Here is an 18,488-nt window from a genome sequence, read left to right as displayed (position 1 = left end):
GCTAGCCTGTACCGCTGCGTGACGACGCTACTCTGCACTTTTCTCCTTCACGGTATCCACGATCCCCTTGACGCGGATTTCCTGGATATCTGCGGGCTTCGGAGACTGCGCGCTGCCCGAGGGCATCGGTAGCCGCTCGATCCACACCACCATGCCGCGATAATAGGTGGGATCCTCGTTCGTTGTGAGCTTCGGGAGCGTCACCACCGTGGAGCCCGTGCGCAGCACCGCGCGGCCGAGTTCGGTGAGCTGATCGCGGGAGTCCACCTCATCGGAGTCCGCGGTGAATCCCAGGATGCTCACGGTGGTGCCACCGGTCTCGGCGAGGAACTCCACCTCCGCCGGGGAGGCCGGCTGGGCGAAGTCGATCTTTAAGCCCACCCCATTTTTGATCTCCTCGCGCTCGCCAAACTGGGCGCGATAATCATCGGTGCGCCAGCGGGTGGACACATCGCCGTCGATCACCAGCTCCGCCAGCTGCGGATTATCCGGCCACTCGGCGGGGCGGGTGGCGGGATCGCCTGGCTCCCATTCCTCGGCGCGGGTGAGCTTCACCTTGGTGGCTTTGAGCACCTTCTCCGGTGCGCCAGAAATGGAGTCCGAGTTCACTGGGCTATCGGCGCGGTTGCCGCCGACAATGCCGAGCAGATAGACGCTGGAGGCCGCCACCAGCACCACCAAGCCCACCGTGGCGATAGAGACCAGGGTGAGGCCGGCGCGGGTATATCCCTTGGAGCCGAAGCCCGGCGAGGAGGTGGGATCGGGCGCGGCATCCGCGGCCACCTCGAGGTAGTGTTCGGGATGATCCGAGCCCATACCGAACTCGTAAAGGTCAGCGGCCATCACCCGGGGGTTCACCGTGTCGGCATCATAGAGCTGAGAGGTGAGATACTTCAGATCCCGGCCGGCGCCCTCATCCTCCACGAGCTGCTCCACGGCCTTGGCAATATAGCGCAGATCTTGGGCATAATCGTTGCTCTCCAACACCGCTGGGAAGGCGAGCACGGCCCGGCCATCGGTGTTTACACGGATGCGATCAAAGTGGTCGAAGCCAAGCGAGATACCGGTCTCCTCGGCCGTGGCGGCGGCGTCGAGAAGCGAACTCATGGCATAGGCCACCGCGCGCGGATTGGCGCCGGTGAAACGCTGGCGCTGAGAGCCGGACTGGGCGCCGATGGTGAGCGAGTTCAAGGCGGTGCCCTCCACCCAGTCCGCCACCACGAGGCAGCCCGCGCGATAGGGCAACACGTGGATATTATCGGCGATCGCCGGATGGTTGAGCTCCGCGAGGGCACGGGTGGTGCGGGTGATCTCAGCGGCGCGCTGGGCGGCCGTGGCGGGGCTGACAGGAGCCGCGGGGATCTGCATGCCTTGGGTGTCCACGAACACGAGCGCCACCTGCTGGCCGGTGCGTTGATCGCGGGCGTGCCAGAAGCGAGCGCCCGGGACGCGACCATAATCCCGCAGGAGGCGGTAGCGGCCATTGGCCACAGCGGCACCCGGGACCAGGCGCGGGATGCGCACCTCGCCGGCCGACATCGGCGGCGGCACCGGGGAGGCAGTAAAGGGCTCCACGGTGACCAGCTGGGTGGATAGCTCGGCGGTGGTGGCGGCGGGCAGCCCCTCGTTCGCCGAGTCCTCCTCGTCCGCCTGCGGGGCGCGGAGCATGCGGTTGAGCACCGGCACCCGGCTGAGCTGGCGGGCGAAGGCACTGACCTCGGGCAGTCCCGAGCGGGAGAGCACGATGGCGGTGACGATGAGGAATACGGTGCCGGTGATCGCGGTGCGTAGCATGATCACCACCGAGGAGGCCGCGCCGAAGAAGGTCAGCTGCAGCAGCCAGTCCATAACGAGGCCCACGCCGGCGCCCACCAGCGAGGCGCCAATCACCCACAAGGTGGAGGTGATGATTTCCTTGCCGCGCAGCGATCCCAGTTTGCGGCGCAGGAGGAACACACCGATCACCGCGCCGCTGACAAAACCAAAGCCATTGGCGGCGCCGAGCAGAATCACCACGCGCGAGGAGGAGGTAGCCACAAAGGGGGCGGCCGCCGAGAGCAGGATCTTCACCGTGGTGATACCTGCGATGATGAAGGTGGGCGTCCACGCCTCCTCGCGGGCATAGAACACGCGCAGGTGCAGCAGCACCAAGGCGTAGGGAATGAGGGTAAAGGCTGAGAAGCTCAGGGTCCAACCCAAGATATCGGCCTCGGAGGGAGTGAATTGGCCATAAGCGAAGAGCGCATTGGCGATGTTGGTGCCAAAGGCCATGAAGAACACGATCACCGGGATCAAGGCGGCGAAGGTGAGCTTGGAGGCCCACGTGAGATCCCGCACCACGGCCTGATCATCGCCCTCGGCGGCGTTGCGCGACAGCCGCGGCATGATAGCGGTCAAGAGGGTGACACCGATGACGCCATAGGGCACCTGCAGCAGCAGCCAGGCCTGCTGATAAATCAGCGGGGCGCGGGCATCGGCATTGGAGGCGATGCGGGTGGTCACGATGTAGCCCAGCTGCGAAATGGCCACATAGATAACGATGGCGATGGCCATCCCAGCGAACTCTTTGAGCCGATCATCGATGCCCCAGAGCGGGCGCAGATCGATGCCCTTTTTCCGCAGCGGCGGTACCAGCAGTAGCGCCTGCACCACCACACCCATGGTGGTGCCCAGACCCAGCAGCAGCACGTGCGGGTCTGTCACCGAGGCCTGTTCGGCGGGATCCAGCGCCCCCGGCACCATCCAGTAGAGGGCGAAGGTGGCCAGACACACCACGTTGTTCCACACCGGCGCCCACGCCCCTGGACGAAACACGCCCTTGGTGTTGAGCACCGCCATGAACAGCGAGAAGATGCCGTAGAAGAGAATCTGTGGCAGCACCAAATAGGCGAAAGAGGTGGCCTGAATGATATTGACCTTGCCCTCATCGTCAATGGTGAGTCGCGTCAGCAAGGGCGCGGTGAGCACCGCGAGCGTGGTGACGACGATGAGCAGTGTCAGCGCCAGGGTGAACAGCCGCCGAATGAAGGCCGCTCCCCTATCCGGATCTTCCTTCTCGGCGCGCACCAGCACCGGCACCACCAAGGAGGTGAGCACGGCGCCGAGCACAATCTCGGTAACGAGATTGGGCAGCGTATTGGCCACGGTGAAGGCCGAGCCCACCGCCGAGCCGAGGGTGGCGCCGATGGCGAGGTTGCGGAGAAAGCCGGTGATACGGCTAATCAGGGTGGCAATGGCCATGGAGCCACCGGCGCGCACCACATCGGAGTCGCTGGTGGTTCCCTGCTCCTCCTCCTTGGTGGCCACCGGGGAGGACGTTCCGGCCGCGGTGACGGGCTCCTGCTGCGCCTCATAGAGCGCCTGGGCCGGTTCGGCGGCCAGCTGCGAGTGATCGCTGTGCTGGCTCTCCAGCCGCTGCTTCCGCTTTTCCTGAACGCTAGGTCTGGATTCGGGGAGCGGCGCGGGCGGCGCCGGCGGTACGATGCGGCCGCGTAAGCCGGGCCGCTGGCCCGCTGCTGGCGTGTGCTTGTCTGTCACTTCTCAACCACGTTTCGTCTTCTAGCTGTCCCTCGATCGGCGCGAGGAGCGGCTCTCATCCCCCGGTGTTCTCGGCGGCGGGGTTCGTCTCGGTCTGCGTTGTCTGCTGCGGGGTGGCCCAGGCGGGTCATCCCCGGGACTCGGCCCTGGGTGGTGGTGAGCATGATGACGCGGCAGATGCTGGGTGCGTCGCGCCGCCTCCTGGCGGCCCCGCCTATCCACGTCCCTGCGGTGGTGGCGCTGCTGGTTGTCGGTGCTGGCGGCCTCAGCGCGGGCCATGGCCCGCGCCGCCGCGGTACGCGGCTGGCGCGCCGATCGGGCGCGGCGACGCTTATTCGTGCGCAGCGCTATCAGCCCCACGAGCATCACCAAGAGCACCCCAGCGAGCCAGCGGTTGATGGTGGTGCCGCGGGTCTGCACCGAGATATCGACGGGATTACTGATCAAGGTGTCAGTGGGGGTGAGCAGGAAGAGTTCGAGATCCGTGCGCTGGTCATCGTCGGGGATCATGGCCGTCAGTTCCGTGGTGATGGAACCCTTGGCGGGGATGCGCAGCTGCGTGGGCAGCTCTAATCTCACATTCTCTGGAGCGGAATAGCCGATATGGGAATCCACCGGCAGCGGCAGGCCATTGCGGGCCACGATCAACAGCGGCGAGGAGTTGCTGGTGCGGGTGTAGACGTTGCCCGGTGGCAGCAGGGCCACGGCATCGCGCAATTCCATGAGCATCGCCCGGTTGCCCGTGATGCCGCGATCTGCGCGCTCGGTGGCGGCGGTATGGCGGCGCAGAGTATCGCGTTCGGTGCGGCTCAAGGCGCGCAGAATGCCTTGGCGTAGCGGCGCAGAAAAACCATAGGGGGTGAGCGCGATATTGGGATCGCGCACCATGAGGCGAGTGACCTCGTCGGTATAGCGCAGCTGCTGGCTGGTGGTGATGATCTCGCGGTCGCTCATTGCCGCCGGATCCACCACCTCCCGTGCCCCGGTCGGGGCGGCGGCGGTAGCCAGATAGTCCGTGATAGCCATGGGCGCGCTGATCCGCGCATTGAGCACAAACTGGGCGCTATCCAAGAGGCTATCGGCATCATTGCTGCTCAACTGCGCCGGAGGGAGCACCAGCAGCGGCTCTCCCGCCTGATAGGCGTTCATTGCGGCGAGCTCGAGGGCGGCCGCGGCGCTCTGGCGGCGGGCTGGGGTGGAGTCCAGGGTGTAATCGAAGCGGTAGCGCGGATCCGAATAGGCCGTGGTAACTGGGGCGCTGCCCATACGCGCCACGAGCGTGGCCAGGCCAGAGTTATAGCCCACCGGATGGATCCGCTCCCCCGCGGGTGCCGCGGTGGAATCTGCGAGCAGCACCTCGGCGCGGCCCAGAGTGGGATCGGGGACCTGCTCTTCCTGCGGGGCCTCGTCTTGGGTGAGCACATCTGGGGCTTCGTCATAGACATTCTGCTGGCCGCCCTGCCGCCGCTGCCGCACCCACGCCTCGTCGGGAGTGAGTCCTGAGGAGGCGGTGTGGATCACGCTCTCGGCGCGATCCGTCATATAGCCGGCAGTGGGGATCACCACCGAGCTAGTTACCGGCCGGTCGAGGATCTCCTCCACCGTCAGCCGGCCGCGGGTGACGGCCTCGCGGGCCAGCCACTGATTACCGGTGGACGCCACCGCATTGAGGTCGGCATTCGCCCAGGGCAGCGCCACCACGCAGTGATTCTCGGCGGCGCGGTGGAGCTTCGCGATCCACTCCCCCGCCACCACGGGGCTCGAACCCGCTGCAGACAGGCTCTCCTCGGAGGGGGTATCCCAACGGTCCCGCAGCCGCGCCGCCGGCGCCACCGGAGAGGGCCTGCTATCGGAGACGCGATACCCATCGCTCATGCGATCCACCGCGGCGAGCAGCTGCGGATCCACCGCCAGGCAGGTGGCATCCTGCAGCGCCGCATTGTTCGAGGTGCGCTCGATATAGGTATCGAGGAGCTGATCGAGGCGCCCACCCGAGACGATCGTGGAGGCTAGCTCATCATCACGCAGATACAAGGTCGGCTGGGCGGGAGCCTCCCCCGTTTCGCCCGGGGTGATGTCTGTGGAGGCGGTAATCGGCAGCAGCATGGTCAGGCCACTCGGCGGGGCCGGCTCCTCTGCATCAGGAGGAGACTGTTCCTGCGGGGCGGCGTCGACAAGCGCCGAGGCAGGGCTGAGCGGATCGGTGGGCACAAGAAAACGTTCCGTGGTGGAACTCGCCCCCGCTGGCCCCGTGGCCCCCACCCAGATCAGGAAGGGATAGACGCCGGGCCGGATCCGATCCGCGCTGGCGCCCGGGGTGACGGTGAGCGTGAGTTCGCGCTTCTCGCCGGCGTCGATGCGCAGATCCTCCTCCCCGGTGAGGGAATAAGGATAGGCCTCAAGGCCCACCGTCATCATGGTGGCGGCGTGCTCGGGGTCAGTCGTGGCGTCTCCTCGATAGAGCGTGAGCGAGACGTCCGAGATCGAGGTATCCGCGGTATTGGTGATGCTCACCCGCACCCGAAAAGGGCGCGTGGGATCCCAATGGGACTGCTCCAGCGGGGAGATCTCCACCCGCAGCGGCGAGGCCTTATCCTCGGCGCGAATATAGGGATTGACCCATTGTTGCGCTACCTGGGGATCGCTCGGGTCGAGCACCACCGGAAAAGCCGCAGCCTGCGGGGCAAGGGCGGGCGGCGTCGTGGCGGCCACCGCTGCTGCCACCACAGACGCGGCTAGACGACGCGTACGACTCACCGTGGTGTTGTCCTTCCCTCGGCGTGCATGCGCACCGCGCATTCCCGCATCAGAGAATGGGCCGTGCGCGCCAACTTGCGCTCATCGGCATAGGCCAAGCGTTCGATCAGAGAATTCGCTGGTACCCACGATACCTCGGTGACCTCGGGGTCATCATCGTTTAAATCCCCGTCCAGATAGGCCAAAAGATGATGGTGCACCGTCTTATGGATGCGCGTGCCATCGGAGACAAACCAATAATCAATCACCCCTAGCTCGCCCAAAACCTCGCCCTTGATGCCGGTTTCCTCCCACACCTCGCGTTCCGCAGTGGCGGTATGGGCCTCGCCATTTTCCACATGGCCCTTCGGCATCGACCACAACAGACGGCCGCGGCGATCCACGCGGCCAATCAACGCCACATAGATACGGGACAGATCCACTGCGCCGTTCTCATCCACGGCCTCCGCCAGACCGGAGGCCACCAAGCCGCCCGCCGAGGTTTCAATAGAGGTGGGCATGGAGTGCTGTCCGCCTCGGCCCTTATCGCCGCGACGCGGGCGGTGCGCATTCTGCGGGCGCTGGTTTTTGCCCCGCTTCTGCTTCTTCTGGCCCTGCGCGCCACCGCGCCCCCCGCGCTTGGCGGACGTGCCGCGCCGTCGCCGCGAGGAGCCCTCGCCGGACTGGGTGGATGCCTCGCCCTCGTTCTCCGAGGTGTGGGGGCGGGAGCTGCGGTGGGCATTCTGCCGTCCCCCACGGCCGCCGCGCTGGCGCCGGCGTCGCCGCCCGCCCTCCGAGCCGGAGCGCGCAGAATTCGAACGCGAGGAACCGGAAGCCTCGGAGTTAGCCTCGCTACCTGCATCGGCAGGGGGCGGGGTGTGCGCTGGGGTGTGGGTGCGGCGCCGCGATCGACGGGTGGAGGCACCACGAGACCGGCCCCTCGTCGTGCTGGGGCTCGTGTTTCCGCTGGAACCGGAGCCTGCAGTGCTGCTAGACTCGCTTGTTCGCTGCGCCGAATTTTCGGCGTTGCTGCTCGTGGTACTCATTCCCTTGATCGTATCGTGACCAGCCGCCGGTTGGTACTTCGACATCACGAGTAGACTCATTACACACATACGGTGACGCCAGGAGGGGGTCGCCGCACTGTGCAAGGAATCGGAGGAGATTCATGTCCGATGCACTGCCGGGATTTAACCGGCTGCGCGAAATTGGCCACAGATTCGCAGATCTTGCAGCGCTTTTCGACGCTCACCAGCACCCGCTCTACCTCGTAGGCGGCAGTGTTCGTGACGCTTTTCTCGACCGCGGTGGCATGGACTATGACTTCACCACCTCGGCGCGCCCGGAGCTGATCATGCAGATACTGCAGTCCTATGCCCCGGCGGTATGGGACACCGGTATCGAATTCGGCACCGTGTCTGCAGAGAAAGACGACGCGCAGATCGAGATCACTACCTTCCGTAGTGATACTTACGATGGCAGCTCCCGCAACCCGGAGGTGCGCTTCGGCGATAGCCTCGAGGGCGATCTGGTGCGCCGCGACTTTAAGGTCAATGCCATGGCCGTGCGCATCACCCCCGGGGGGGACGTGGAGCTGCACGACCCCATGGAGGGGTTGAGCGACCTCCAGGCGGGGCTGCTCGATACCCCAGCCACCCCAGAGCAGTCCTTCCACGATGATCCGCTGCGTATGCTGCGTGCCGCCCGTTTCGTCTCCCAGCTGGAGTGCACGGTGGCGCCGCGAGTACAGCAGGCGATGACGGAGATGAGCGGCGAAATTACGCGCATCACCGCCGAGCGGGTGCAGATGGAGATGAGCAAACTCATGCTCGGCCGCGCCCCATGGGCCGGTATCGACGTGATGGTCGAGAGCGGACTGGCCGATCATGTGCTCCCCGAGGTTCCCGCGCTGCGTCTTACCCAGGACGAGCACAAACAGCACAAGGACGTCTACGTCCACTCGAAGCGGGTACTGCGTAATGTCACAGAGCACGAGGGCGATGACGGCCCCGACCTAGTGCTGCGCTGGGCGGCGCTCATGCACGATATCGGCAAGCCCGCGACCCGCGAGTTCCACGAGGGCGGTGCCGTGAGCTTCCACCAGCACGAGGTCGTGGGAGCGAAGATGGTGCGCCAGCGCCTGCGCGCCCTGAAGTATCCCAAGCAGGTGGTCAAGGACGTATCGCAGCTGGTGTTTTTGCACATGCGCTTCTATGGCTACAGCGATGCGCCGTGGTCCGACTCCGGGGTGCGTCGCTATGCCAATGACGCCGGTGAACTGCTGCCGCAGCTCAATAAGCTGGTGCGCTCGGATTGCACCACCCGCAATAAGCGCAAGTCCCAGCGGCTCAAGCGGGCCTATGATGAGCTGGAACAGCGCATCGCTGATCTCGCCGAGAAGGAAAACCTGGCCGCCGTCCGCCCGGATCTCAACGGCAACGACATCATGGAGATTCTCGAGCTCCCGCCCGGACCCGAGGTGGGCCGTGCGTGGTCATACTTGAAGGAGCTCCGATTGGATCAGGGCCCGATGGAGCGCGACGACGCCATCGCGGCACTACGCTCGTGGTGGCAGGAACAGAACTAAAGGACACACCGCCATGGAACAGTATTTCGGAGATAATCTCTTCAGCGCTATGGAACGCAATCCCATCGAGGTGGGCGCCGTGCTGGTGCAAGATCACGAATCTGAGTTCGGGCCGCATAAGCGCGATGCTCTGCTCGTGATCGAACACTCCGAACAACGCACGATGGCGCTGAGCTTGACAATGCCCTCCGAGATGGCGGTGGCTAATGTGCTGCCGGAGTGGTCCGATCTGCTCTGCACTCCCCCAGTGTTCTATGTCGGCGGCGCAACTAGCCCAGAAGGGGCCCTAGCCGTGGCCGTGCTCCGGCCTGGCGTAAAGGCCGAGAAGGGCGATTTCTGGGATGTGCTCAGCAATCGCATCGTGGTGCTCAATCTGCAGCATCCGCCGGAGGCCTTTGAACCCTATGTGGAAAGCGTGCGCTTTGTCGCCGGGCACAAGGTGTGGGAACCCGGTGAACTCGAGAAGGAGATCCAGCTCGGTCATTGGTTTGTCGCTCCAGCACTCCCCTCTGATGTCACTGCGGGACGTATGGTGGATGTTTGGGGCGATATCCTCAAGCGCCAAGACTTCCCGATGTCGGTATTTAGTACCTTCACCTCGGAGTACGAAGAGAATTAAAAAGGCCCGGATGTTTCACGTGAAACATCCGGGTTTTTCTTGTCTCGGAGTGGCTGCTCCGCGGCTACGAGGATCAGCGCTGCGACCAGTACTCCTCGAACTCTGCGGCAGTGAGCGGGCTGGCGACGATGTCTTCGAAGTTCCCATAGAGATTCGGGTGCGGTACCACCGGGTTCGGCGGAGCGTCCATGCCTTCAAGGGCGAAGCCGCCCTCGGCGGTGAGCACGGCGGAACCGGTGATCTCGTGGGTGCGATGGGAGCTATCCGCTGGGCCCTTGAGCTCGAGGACGCGCAGCATGCGGCACTGCTGGGTGTCGATTTCCTCCAGTTCCGCGACATGGGTGATCGCTTGGGCCTCGATGGCCATGCTGATGCGCACGTAGAGCGTCTGCGCGTCGCTGCCGCTCGGCTGTGGGCTGTGTCGGCTTTGCGAGCTCTGCGGGTGGGACATGGGGTGGAAACCTCCTCGATACGGGTGTGCGGACGGGGTTCTTAGCTGCTGTGCTGCCGAGTGCTCTCGGTGCTCTCGCCGCTGTCGTTCTCCTGCGAGCGGGCATAGCGGGCGGCCAGCCAGGAGCACATCATGAGCTGCACCTGATGGAAGATCATGAGCGGAACGATGAGCAAGCTTACTTCCACGGGGCCGAAGATCACAGCACCCATGGGTAGGCCCGTGGCAAGGGACTTCTTGGTGCCGCAGAACTGAATGGCCTTTTGATCCTGGGGATCAAAGCCGAGGCGCGCAGCGACCCAACGGGTAAGCCACAGCATGAAGGCCACCAGCACGATGGAGAAGCCGATGAGAAAGAGGATCTCCCCCACGTCCACGGTGTCCCAGATGCCGGAGACCATGCCCGCGGAGAAGGCCGAGTACACCACCATGGTGATGGAGCCGCGGTCGACGATCTTGGTGCCTGTGGCGGCGGCCCAGCGGCCGGTCCAATGCCGCGTGAGCTGTCCCGCCACGAAGGGCAGGAGAAGCTGCACGGCGATTTTGATGAATACCTCCGGCCCCACGGTGATACCTGTCCCCTGGGCCATGATGAGCATGACCAAAAGCGGGGTGAGGACCACGCCCAGCAGATTGGAGAGCGAGGCGCTGACGATCGCCCCAGCGACGTTGCCGCGGGCAATAGAGGTAAAGGCCACCGAGGACTGCACTGTGGAGGGCGTGAGCGTGAGATAGACGATGCCCAGATAGAGCCCGGTCGACAGTATCGCCTTGAGCGGGGTGAGGGCGATTCCGATGAGCGGAAAGACCACGAAGGTAAAGGCGAGGATCGTCAGGTGCAGCCGCCAGTGCTTCAATCCAGTCAGTGCTTCTCGCGGCGAGAGCCGCGCACCATAGAGGTAGAAGAGCAGGGCGATGGCGAGCTGAGTGGCCACGGAAAAGGCATCGGCAAACCACCCGCGGGCGGGTAGGACGATCGCCACAATGACCGCGCACAGAATGAGTACGATCAAAGGGTCTGGTGGTCGCAGAGTTAATCTCGAGCGCATGCCCTTCAGCTTAGTGCTGTCACCTCAGCCGTGGGGGCCGCTGTGCCGGGAGCTAGGTAGCAGGATGTCGTGGGGAGCACCAAGAAAATAAAACCCCTGTACATACCGGCTTGGTGTGGTCAGCCGTTGGGAGTGCCTACTATTGGTTGCCCCGATAGATGAGGGCTGGAACCTTTGGAATCGCCCGTCCTTGGGGCTTTCCAGTGGCATATGCGGAGCCGCGGAGTATTGTCACGTTATGAATAGTGCCCCTGTGCGTAGTATGCCCCAATTATAGCCCCTCGGGGCCGAAAAGAGCTAGAGAGGAGTGCCGTAGCACTCCCCTCCCCTAGCGTGAACTGCTTAGGAATTCTTGGCGGTGGCCGCCTTCATACGGGAGACAAACTCGCCGAGTTCCTTCTTCAGTGCCTCGAGATCCGTGATGCGGCGCGGCTCGGGGTGCTCGCCCTCGCAGTACTTCTCGATGATTGCAGCAATGGCGGAGCCGGTGATCGCCCCGGCGGCGCCGGCGGTAATGGCGTCCGAGACGTGCTCGGGGGTGGAGATGCCGAAACCCAAGAGCGAAGGAGCGCCGCCGAAGCGTTGAATATTCTTCACGATCTCCGGCAGGCCCCCGGTTTGAGATTCGGACTCGGCACCCGTTACGCCGAGGCGAGAGACGGTGTAGATATAGCCCTTGGACACGGCGGCGACGCGTTCCAGGGTCTCCTCATTCACATTCGGCGGTGCGATGAACACCGGATCCACCTGGTGCTGCTTGGCGGCGGCGATGAAGGGGGCGGACTCGCGCACCGGGATATCCGGAATAAGCACGGAATCGGCTCCCGCCTCGTGGATCTGGGAGTAGAAACTATCCAGACCAAGAGAAAACGCCACATTGCCATAGCAGAGCAGGCCCATGGGAATCTCGGGATAGCGGGCGCGGATGCGGCGAATGATATCGAGCGAGGCGGCGAAGTCCATGCCGGCGTCGAAAGCGCGGATATCGGCGGCCTGGATGGTGGGGCCATCGGCCACCGGATCGGAGAAGGGCACGCCCAGCTCGAGGGCATCGGCGCCGTTCTCGATGAGGGTGGTGATCAGCTCCACGTTGGTATCGGGGTCAGGATCGCCAAGCATGATGAAGGGGACGAAGGCACCCTCGCGCCGTTCATCCAAGCTGGCGAAGAGATCGTCATAGCGGGACATGCTTAGTTCTCCTTCAGGGTGTACTCGGGGTGCTCGGCCAGGGTGCGGCGCACATAGTCAATATCCTTATCGCCGCGGCCGGAGAGGGATACCAGAATGGTGATCTCCTCGTTGTTCTCGGCGGCGAGGGCGGCGCGCTTCAGGGCATAGGCCAGCGCGTGGGAGGACTCCAGCGCCGGCAGAATACCCTCATAGCGGGTCAGCAGCTGGAAGGCCTCGAGCGCCTCGGCGTCAGTGATGCCCACATAGGTGGCACGGCCGGAATGAGACAGGTGGGCGTGCTGAGGGCCGACGCCCGGATAGTCTAGGCCGGCAGAGATGGAATAGGACTCCTCTACCTGGCCCTCAGCGGTGCGCATGAGATAGGACTTCGCGCCGTGGAGAATACCGATTCGACCAGCGTTGATGGGAGCGCCACTCTTGCCGGAATCCAGACCGAAGCCGGCGGGCTCGGTGCCCACGAGCTCCACCGAGTCCTCCTCGATGAAGTCGGCGAAGATACCAATGGCATTGGAGCCGCCGCCCACGCAGGCGGTCACCACATCCGGCAGACCGCCGATGCGTTCCTGCATCTGCTTCTTGGCCTCGGTGGAGATGACGCGGTGAAATTCGCGGACGATCGTTGGGAAGGGATGGGGGCCGGCGGCGGTGCCGAGCAGATAGTGGGTGTCCTCGAAGGATTCCGTCCAATCGCGGAGCGCCTCGTTCACGGCGTCCTTCAGGGTGCCGGAACCAGAGTTCACGCTCACCACCTTGGCGCCCATCATTTCCATGCGGTAGACGTTCGGCTGCTGGCGCTCGACGTCCTTGGAGCCCATATAGATCACGCACTCGAGATCCAGCAGGGCGCAGGCGAGAGCAGTGGCGGTGCCGTGCTGGCCGGCGCCGGTCTCTGCGATCACGCGGTGCTTGCCCATGCGCTTGGCCAGCAGGGCCTGCCCGATCACCTGGTTGGTTTTATGAGCGCCGCCGTGCACCAAATCCTCACGTTTAAGGAAGATGCGCGCATGGCCCTTGCCCTGTCCCTCGAGGGGCAGGTTGGAGCATTCGGTAATCGGTGTCGGCCGGCCGAGATAATCGCGGAAATAGGTCGCGAGCTCCTCCATGAATGCCGGATCCTCCATGGCGTCCACGAAGGCCTGCTCGAGCTGATCGAGGGCGGGAATAAGGAGTTCCGGGACATATTGCCCGCCGAACTCGCCGAAATACGCGGGAAGGATGGTCTCCCGCTCTGTGTTCTGGGTGGTCTCTGTCATCGTTGATCGTGTCCTTGGTCGGTGATATCGGGGTGTTCTGCGGCCTCGCCCTGAGGGGCGGGAGGGGCAAAGTGGAAGTCCTTGATGGCGGCGAAGGCGCGGCGGATAGCGGCACTATTCTTTCGATACTGCCACGTTTCCCCGGCCGCGGAGCCATACTCCACGCCGCTATTGAGATCGACGCCGACGCAGCCAGTGCCCAGCGCCTCGTCGATATTCTCTGGGGATACTCCGCCTGCGATGAGGGCGCGGTTTTTGACGTTATCGGGGATGGTGGCCCAGTCGAAGCTCTCGCCGGTGCCTCCTTCGCCATTGTCCAGCACGAGCTTATCCACCAGTCCCCCGCTGGCATGCGCCTCGGCCATCCGTGCCCCGTGCTCGGAGCTCATAGAGATAGCCCGCCACACCTGGACCTCGGGGCCGACTTCAGCGCGCACGGCGGAGATCAGCTGCTTCTCCCCCTCCCAGGTATCGGAGAGCGGCGCATGGATCTGTACGGCGTAGACGCCACTATCGGCATAGTCCCGATAGCCGGAGCGCTGGCGCGAGACCGCCACATAGCGCAACCCGGGCTCCGCGGCCATGATGGCCGCCGATGTTTCACGTGAAACATAGCGGGGCGAGGCGTGCTCGAAGATCAGCCCGCCGTAGACGGCGCCGGCCGCACAGGCCGCTTGGGCGGCCGCTGGGGAACTCAGCCCGCAGACCTTATTCTCGCCGTAGATGAGGGCGCGGGCGGCCGCGTCGATATCGGGCCGTGAGGTGAGTTGCGAGCCCACTAGGAAGCCATTGACCACCCCGCCCAGCTTCTCCACGGTGACATGGTCCTTAATGCCCGATTCGGCGAGCAGCACCGCGTCTGTGGGGGCCAGAGGAGCCAATTCGGTCGAGCGGGAGAGGTCGATGCTGAGATCGTGGAGATTACGGTGGTTCACGCCAATAATGCGGGCACCTAAGGAGGTGGCGCGGGCCATCTCCTCCTCGTCGAGCACCTCAGTGAGCACATCGAGGCCGAGCCGTGCGGCCAGCGAGGAGAGTTGCCGGTACTCGGCGTCGTCAAGCACAGAGAGCATGAGCAGGATGGCGTCGGCCCCGAAATAGCGGGCGGCCACTACCTGCACTTCATCGATGATGAAGTCCTTGCACAGCACGGGGAGATGGGTGCTGGAGGCCACGGTGGCGAGATGGTCATAGTCGCCGCCGAAGCGATCGGGCTCGCAGAGCACGGAGATGGCCGCGGCATAGCGCGAATAGATCCGCGCGATATCGGCGGGATGATAGGACTCGCGAATCAGGCCCAAGGAGGGCGAGGAGGACTTGCACTCGAGGATAAAGCGGTGCGAGCCCTGCAGTGCGTTGTAGAGCGAGCGCTGCGAGGTGGGAAGAGACGCCGCCTCTACCCCACCAATGCGCGCGCGGATATCCGCGAGGTGGCCACGGCGGGCGCTGACGATCTCCTCCAAAATCGTGGGCAGCGAAGAGGACTTACTTGTCGTCATGGTCACTCCCTTCATAGGTGGCGAGCCAGTCCTGGACGGCGCCGCTAGAGATGACCTCCTTGGCGCGGGCGGTGCCCGAGGCGATGCTCTCGGCCGCGCCGTGGAGATAGAACATGGCGCCGGCGTTCACTGCGACGGCATCCACATGGGCCGCCGGGGCAGTACTGGCGAAGACGGCCCGCAGCATCTCGGCATTCTGTGCGGCGTCGCCGCCGGTAATCTCGGAGAGCTCGTGGGTGGCAATGCCCATCTCTTCCGGGTAGAGGCGATAGTGCGAGATTTCGCCGTCCTTGAGCTCCCAGAAATCCGTGGGCCCGTGGACCGCTAGCTCATCGGTGCCGCTGCCATGCACCACGAGGGCGCGCTCGCGGCCCAGCTCGCGCATCACGCGGGCGATGGTATCGCCCAGGCGTGGCTGTGCGATACCCATGATCTGCAGCTTTGGGCGTGCTGGGGAGAGCAAGGGGCCGAGAATATTGAAGAGGGTGGGAATACCCAGCGCCTTACGCACGGGCTGCACGTGCGCGACGGCGGGGTGATAGGCCGGTGCGAAGAGGAAGGTGAACTTCGACTCCTCATAGCAGCGCACGGCGTTATCGACGTCCTGCTGCACCGGAATGGAGAGCGCTTCCAGCACATCGGCAGAGCCGGACTTCGAGCTCACCGAGCGGTTGCCACACTTGACGACGCCGCAGCCGCCCGCTGCACAGACCAAGGAGGCGGCGGTGGAGATATTAATAGTGTTCTTGCCGTCACCACCGGTACCGGCGGTGTCCAGAAGGCCCGCGCCCGTGAGCGGGAAGGGGCGGGCGGCGGCGAGGAAGGCCTGGGCCGCGCCGGCAATATCCTCAAAGGTCTCACCACGGGTGCGGATGGCCACCAAGAGGGCGGCCATATGGACGTCATCGTAGTCGCCCTCGGTGAGCGGCTCGAAGACCGCGCGGGCCTCCTCCACCGTGGGGTGAGGATTATCCAGATAATTTTTCAGAAGATCGACTGCGGCTGGGTTAGCCATGATGAGTGCCTTTCGTTTCACGTGAAACAATGCGGGGAGGATGGGCAGGGGTACTGCCCTCCATTATGGGAGCAAGATGTCGATGGCGCGCTGGATGATGTGCGGCCCAGAGGGACTGAGAATGGACTCGGGGTGGAATTGCAGGCCGATGGCGTCGGTACGATCCTCCGCGCCACGGATAATGCCCGCCATGATGACATCACCGCTGTCCGAAGGGCAGGTGCCGAGGCTCTCGATGCGCTCGGGAACATCAACGCAGCCGAGTGAGTGATAACGCGCCACCGGCACGTGGTCGCCGGCGCCGGTGCTGCGGTCCGGATGCGGGTCCACGCTCAAGCCGGCGAAGAGCGCGGAGCGCGCCCCCGCCTCGCTGAGCACCATGTCACTCATGCGGCCGTGCACGGGCCCGCAGGGGGCCACCACTCCCCCACAGTGCTCGATGAGCGCCTGGAAGCCGAGGCAAATCCCGAGCATCGGGGTGGAGCCCAGTTCGGCGGCAATGAGCTGAGTCATGGTGCCCGCCTCGGAGGGATAGCTGGGGCCGGGAGAGAGCACGAGCAGATCCGGCTGGAGAGCCTGGACCTCGGCGACGGGGGTGGTATTGCGCACCACCGTGATGCGATGCTCGGTAGCGGCAATGGCGTCCACCAGGTTGTAGACGAAAGAGTCGAAATTATCGATAACAACAATGTGGCTCATGCTCGTTCCACCTTCAATTCCTGCGCTGCGGCAGCCGCGATGGCGTCCAGCACCGCATAGGCCTTGTGTACGGTTTCATCGGCTTCGGATTGCGGCACCGAGTCGCGGACGACGCCGGCACCGGCCTGCACATGGGCGCGGCCATGGCGGACGAAGGCGGAACGGATGACGATGCAATTATCCATATCGCCATTGCCCGCCAGATAGCCCACGGCGCCGCCATAGCTGCCGCGACGGATCCCCTCAGCCTTCCGCAAGAGCTCCACCGCCTTGATCTTCGGGGCGCCGGTGAGCGTGCCCATATTCATGCAGGCGCGGTAGGCGTCCAGCGGATCGAAGTCCTGGGCCAAGGTGGCGCTGACGATACTGACCAAGTGCATCACCCGGGAGTAGCGGTCCACCTGCATGAGGCGATCCACCGCGCGGGTGCCCGGTACCGCCACGCGGGCAATATCATTGCGCGCGAGATCCACGAGCATCGCATGCTCGGCCGTTTCCTTGTCATCGGTGCGCAGCAGAAGTTCATTGCGGGTATCGAGCTCCCGATTCAGGCTACCATCGGGATTGAGCCCGCGTGGCTGCGTGCCCGCGGCAGGATAGATCTGCAGCGTCCGACTCTCGGCGGTGTACTTGAGGTTGGACTCCGGCGAAGCGCCGAAGAGCTCATAGGCGCTCTCCCCTGCCTCATCGTCCGCGCCCGCAGCCGCCGCGCCGTGGATATAGAACATATAGGGGCTGGGATTGGACACTCGGAGCTGACGATAGGCGGCGAAGGCATCGGGGCAGTCCACGCTGAAGGTGCGGGCGGGCACCACCTGGTAGATATCGCCTTCGTAGATATTGCCCTTGAGCGTGCGCACGACATCGCGGAATTGCTCATCGCTGAGGTTGATTTCTGCGTGCAATGTTTCACGTGAAACATCCCCCGTGTACTCCGTGTCGGCGGCGGGGTTGGCGGGCGCGGAGTGGGCGTCGATAAGCACCGAAATGCGCTCGAGCTCCGCGGCGTCTGCCTCGCGGGAGGAGGCGAGGGTACTCACCCGCGCGAGCGAGGCTTCCTCGGAGCGGTGGTCGATGTCCAGCAGCGTTTCGGCGAGGATGAACTGATAGTCCGGATAGGTATTGGGCCCCTCCTCCACCTCGGGAAGCTCCTCGAAGGTGGCGAGGTAGTCGAAGGCAAAGCCGCCCGCTAGGAAGGGCAAGAGACCATCGTGGACGCCGGCCTCCTGCTGCAGCAGCCGCAGGGGCAGCACCGTGCTCGGAGCGAGGAGACGCTCCTTCTCGTCCATGGCCGTCGAGGGCGGGAAATGGAAGCGGAGGCGATCCCCGGGGAGACGGTACTCGGCCAGACGGGATGCCAGCAGCTCTGCCAGCGGCTCGCCAGAGGCGCTGAGGATATCTACCTGGACATCATGGCCAGTACAGGTCAGCCGCAGCGAGGCGCTGAGGATCGCGAGAGATTTCACGCCGCGCTTGGACTCAATATCGACCGATTCCAGCAGAACCGAGTCTGCAGGCGTGTCCGTGCCATCAAGACAGAGGGCGCGATATACCTCGGAGGCATCGCGGTGATAACGCACTGGGCGGCGCAGCACTGCGGGCTCATAGTGCGGCGGGGTGGTGAGTGTCATCGTGCTCTTTTCTTCTGAAGCCTGGGTTGATTGGTGGGGCCACGTCCCCCGTGGCGTCGAGCCCGCGCCCTCTCAGGCAACAAAAAAGGCTCGCCGCGCCGGGGAGCGAGCGAGCCTAGTGAAAAGACGTTGGAATGCCGAATTCGTGGCTCGCCCTAGCTGGCGCGCCACCACCACGAGTGGGTGCTGGAAGTGAATTCGTTCAACAACATGGCAGCTAC

13 protein-coding genes are annotated in these 18,488 nt (G+C 64.4%); 2 read left to right on the top strand and 11 right to left on the bottom strand.

What is annotated here, in order from left to right:
* Positions 1–27 precede the first annotated feature (27 nt).
* The 3 genes from murJ to GBB18_RS05480 are packed head-to-tail and all read right to left on the bottom strand — an operon-like array spanning position 28 to position 7,319.
* Positions 28–3,537 (bottom strand): murein biosynthesis integral membrane protein MurJ, encoded by a 3,510-nt coding sequence (murJ, locus tag GBB18_RS05490; RefSeq protein ID WP_151641008.1) that lies wholly within the window; start codon positions 3,535–3,537, stop codon positions 28–30.
* Positions 3,538–3,558: 21 nt separating this feature from the next.
* Positions 3,559–6,294, bottom strand: coding sequence for a hypothetical protein (locus GBB18_RS05485; RefSeq protein ID WP_151641007.1), 2,736 nt, complete (start codon positions 6,292–6,294; stop codon positions 3,559–3,561).
* The gene (locus GBB18_RS05480) at positions 6,291–7,319 is read right to left on the bottom strand and encodes an NUDIX hydrolase (protein ID WP_151641006.1); all 1,029 of its coding nucleotides are present in this window, start codon (positions 7,317–7,319) and stop codon (positions 6,291–6,293) included. Before GBB18_RS05480 ends, GBB18_RS05485 begins: the two co-directional genes overlap by 4 nt.
* Positions 7,320–7,441: 122 nt before the next feature.
* On the opposite strand from GBB18_RS05480, the gene GBB18_RS05475 reads away from it, so the two are divergent.
* Both GBB18_RS05475 and GBB18_RS05470 read left to right on the top strand, forming a co-directional pair.
* Positions 7,442–8,860, top strand: coding sequence for a CCA tRNA nucleotidyltransferase (locus GBB18_RS05475; RefSeq protein WP_151641005.1), 1,419 nt, complete (start codon positions 7,442–7,444; stop codon positions 8,858–8,860).
* Between the two features lie 13 nt (positions 8,861–8,873).
* Positions 8,874–9,479, top strand: a complete 606-nt coding sequence (locus GBB18_RS05470; RefSeq protein WP_151641004.1) for a YqgE/AlgH family protein — start codon at positions 8,874–8,876, stop codon at positions 9,477–9,479.
* Between the two features lie 73 nt (positions 9,480–9,552).
* Here the strand turns inward: GBB18_RS05470 and GBB18_RS05465 are convergent, their stop codons facing one another.
* From GBB18_RS05465 to GBB18_RS05430, 8 genes are all read right to left on the bottom strand, one after another.
* Entirely contained in the window at positions 9,553–9,930 is a 378-nt protein-coding gene (locus GBB18_RS05465) for a hypothetical protein (RefSeq protein ID WP_151641003.1), read from the bottom strand.
* 41 nt (positions 9,931–9,971) lie between these two features.
* Complete coding sequence (locus tag GBB18_RS05460; RefSeq protein ID WP_151641002.1) at positions 9,972–10,979, bottom strand: bile acid:sodium symporter family protein; 1,008 nt, start codon at positions 10,977–10,979, stop codon at positions 9,972–9,974.
* Between the two features lie 342 nt (positions 10,980–11,321).
* Positions 11,322–12,167: a tryptophan synthase subunit alpha gene (gene trpA / locus GBB18_RS05455; RefSeq protein WP_151641001.1), complete on the bottom strand. Its 846-nt coding sequence runs from the start codon at positions 12,165–12,167 to the stop codon at positions 11,322–11,324.
* A 2-nt stretch (positions 12,168–12,169) separates the two neighbouring features.
* Positions 12,170–13,423, bottom strand: coding sequence for a tryptophan synthase subunit beta (trpB, locus tag GBB18_RS05450; RefSeq protein ID WP_151641000.1), 1,254 nt, complete (start codon positions 13,421–13,423; stop codon positions 12,170–12,172).
* Entirely contained in the window at positions 13,420–14,922 is a 1,503-nt protein-coding gene (gene trpCF, locus GBB18_RS05445) for a bifunctional indole-3-glycerol-phosphate synthase TrpC/phosphoribosylanthranilate isomerase TrpF (RefSeq protein ID WP_151640999.1), read from the bottom strand. The genes trpB and trpCF overlap by 4 nt, the downstream gene beginning before the upstream one ends.
* Positions 14,909–15,937 (bottom strand): anthranilate phosphoribosyltransferase, encoded by a 1,029-nt coding sequence (trpD, locus tag GBB18_RS05440; RefSeq protein WP_151640998.1) that lies wholly within the window; start codon positions 15,935–15,937, stop codon positions 14,909–14,911. Before trpD ends, trpCF begins: the two co-directional genes overlap by 14 nt.
* 63 nt (positions 15,938–16,000) lie before the next feature.
* A complete protein-coding gene (locus GBB18_RS05435) occupies positions 16,001–16,636 on the bottom strand; it encodes a gamma-glutamyl-gamma-aminobutyrate hydrolase family protein (RefSeq protein WP_151549739.1) in 636 nt (211 codons plus the stop codon).
* Positions 16,633–18,267, bottom strand: a complete 1,635-nt coding sequence (locus tag GBB18_RS05430) for an anthranilate synthase component 1 (protein ID WP_151640997.1) — start codon at positions 18,265–18,267, stop codon at positions 16,633–16,635. Before GBB18_RS05430 ends, GBB18_RS05435 begins: the two co-directional genes overlap by 4 nt.
* Positions 18,268–18,488 lie beyond the last annotated feature (221 nt).

The sequence above is a fragment of the Corynebacterium sp. 11A genome, assembly GCF_008930935.1.
Taxonomy (GTDB): Bacteria; Actinomycetota; Actinomycetes; order Mycobacteriales; family Mycobacteriaceae; genus Corynebacterium; species Corynebacterium megadyptis.
The sequence above is the reverse complement of the archived record's forward strand: the minus strand, read 5'-3'. Positions and strand labels throughout refer to the sequence as shown.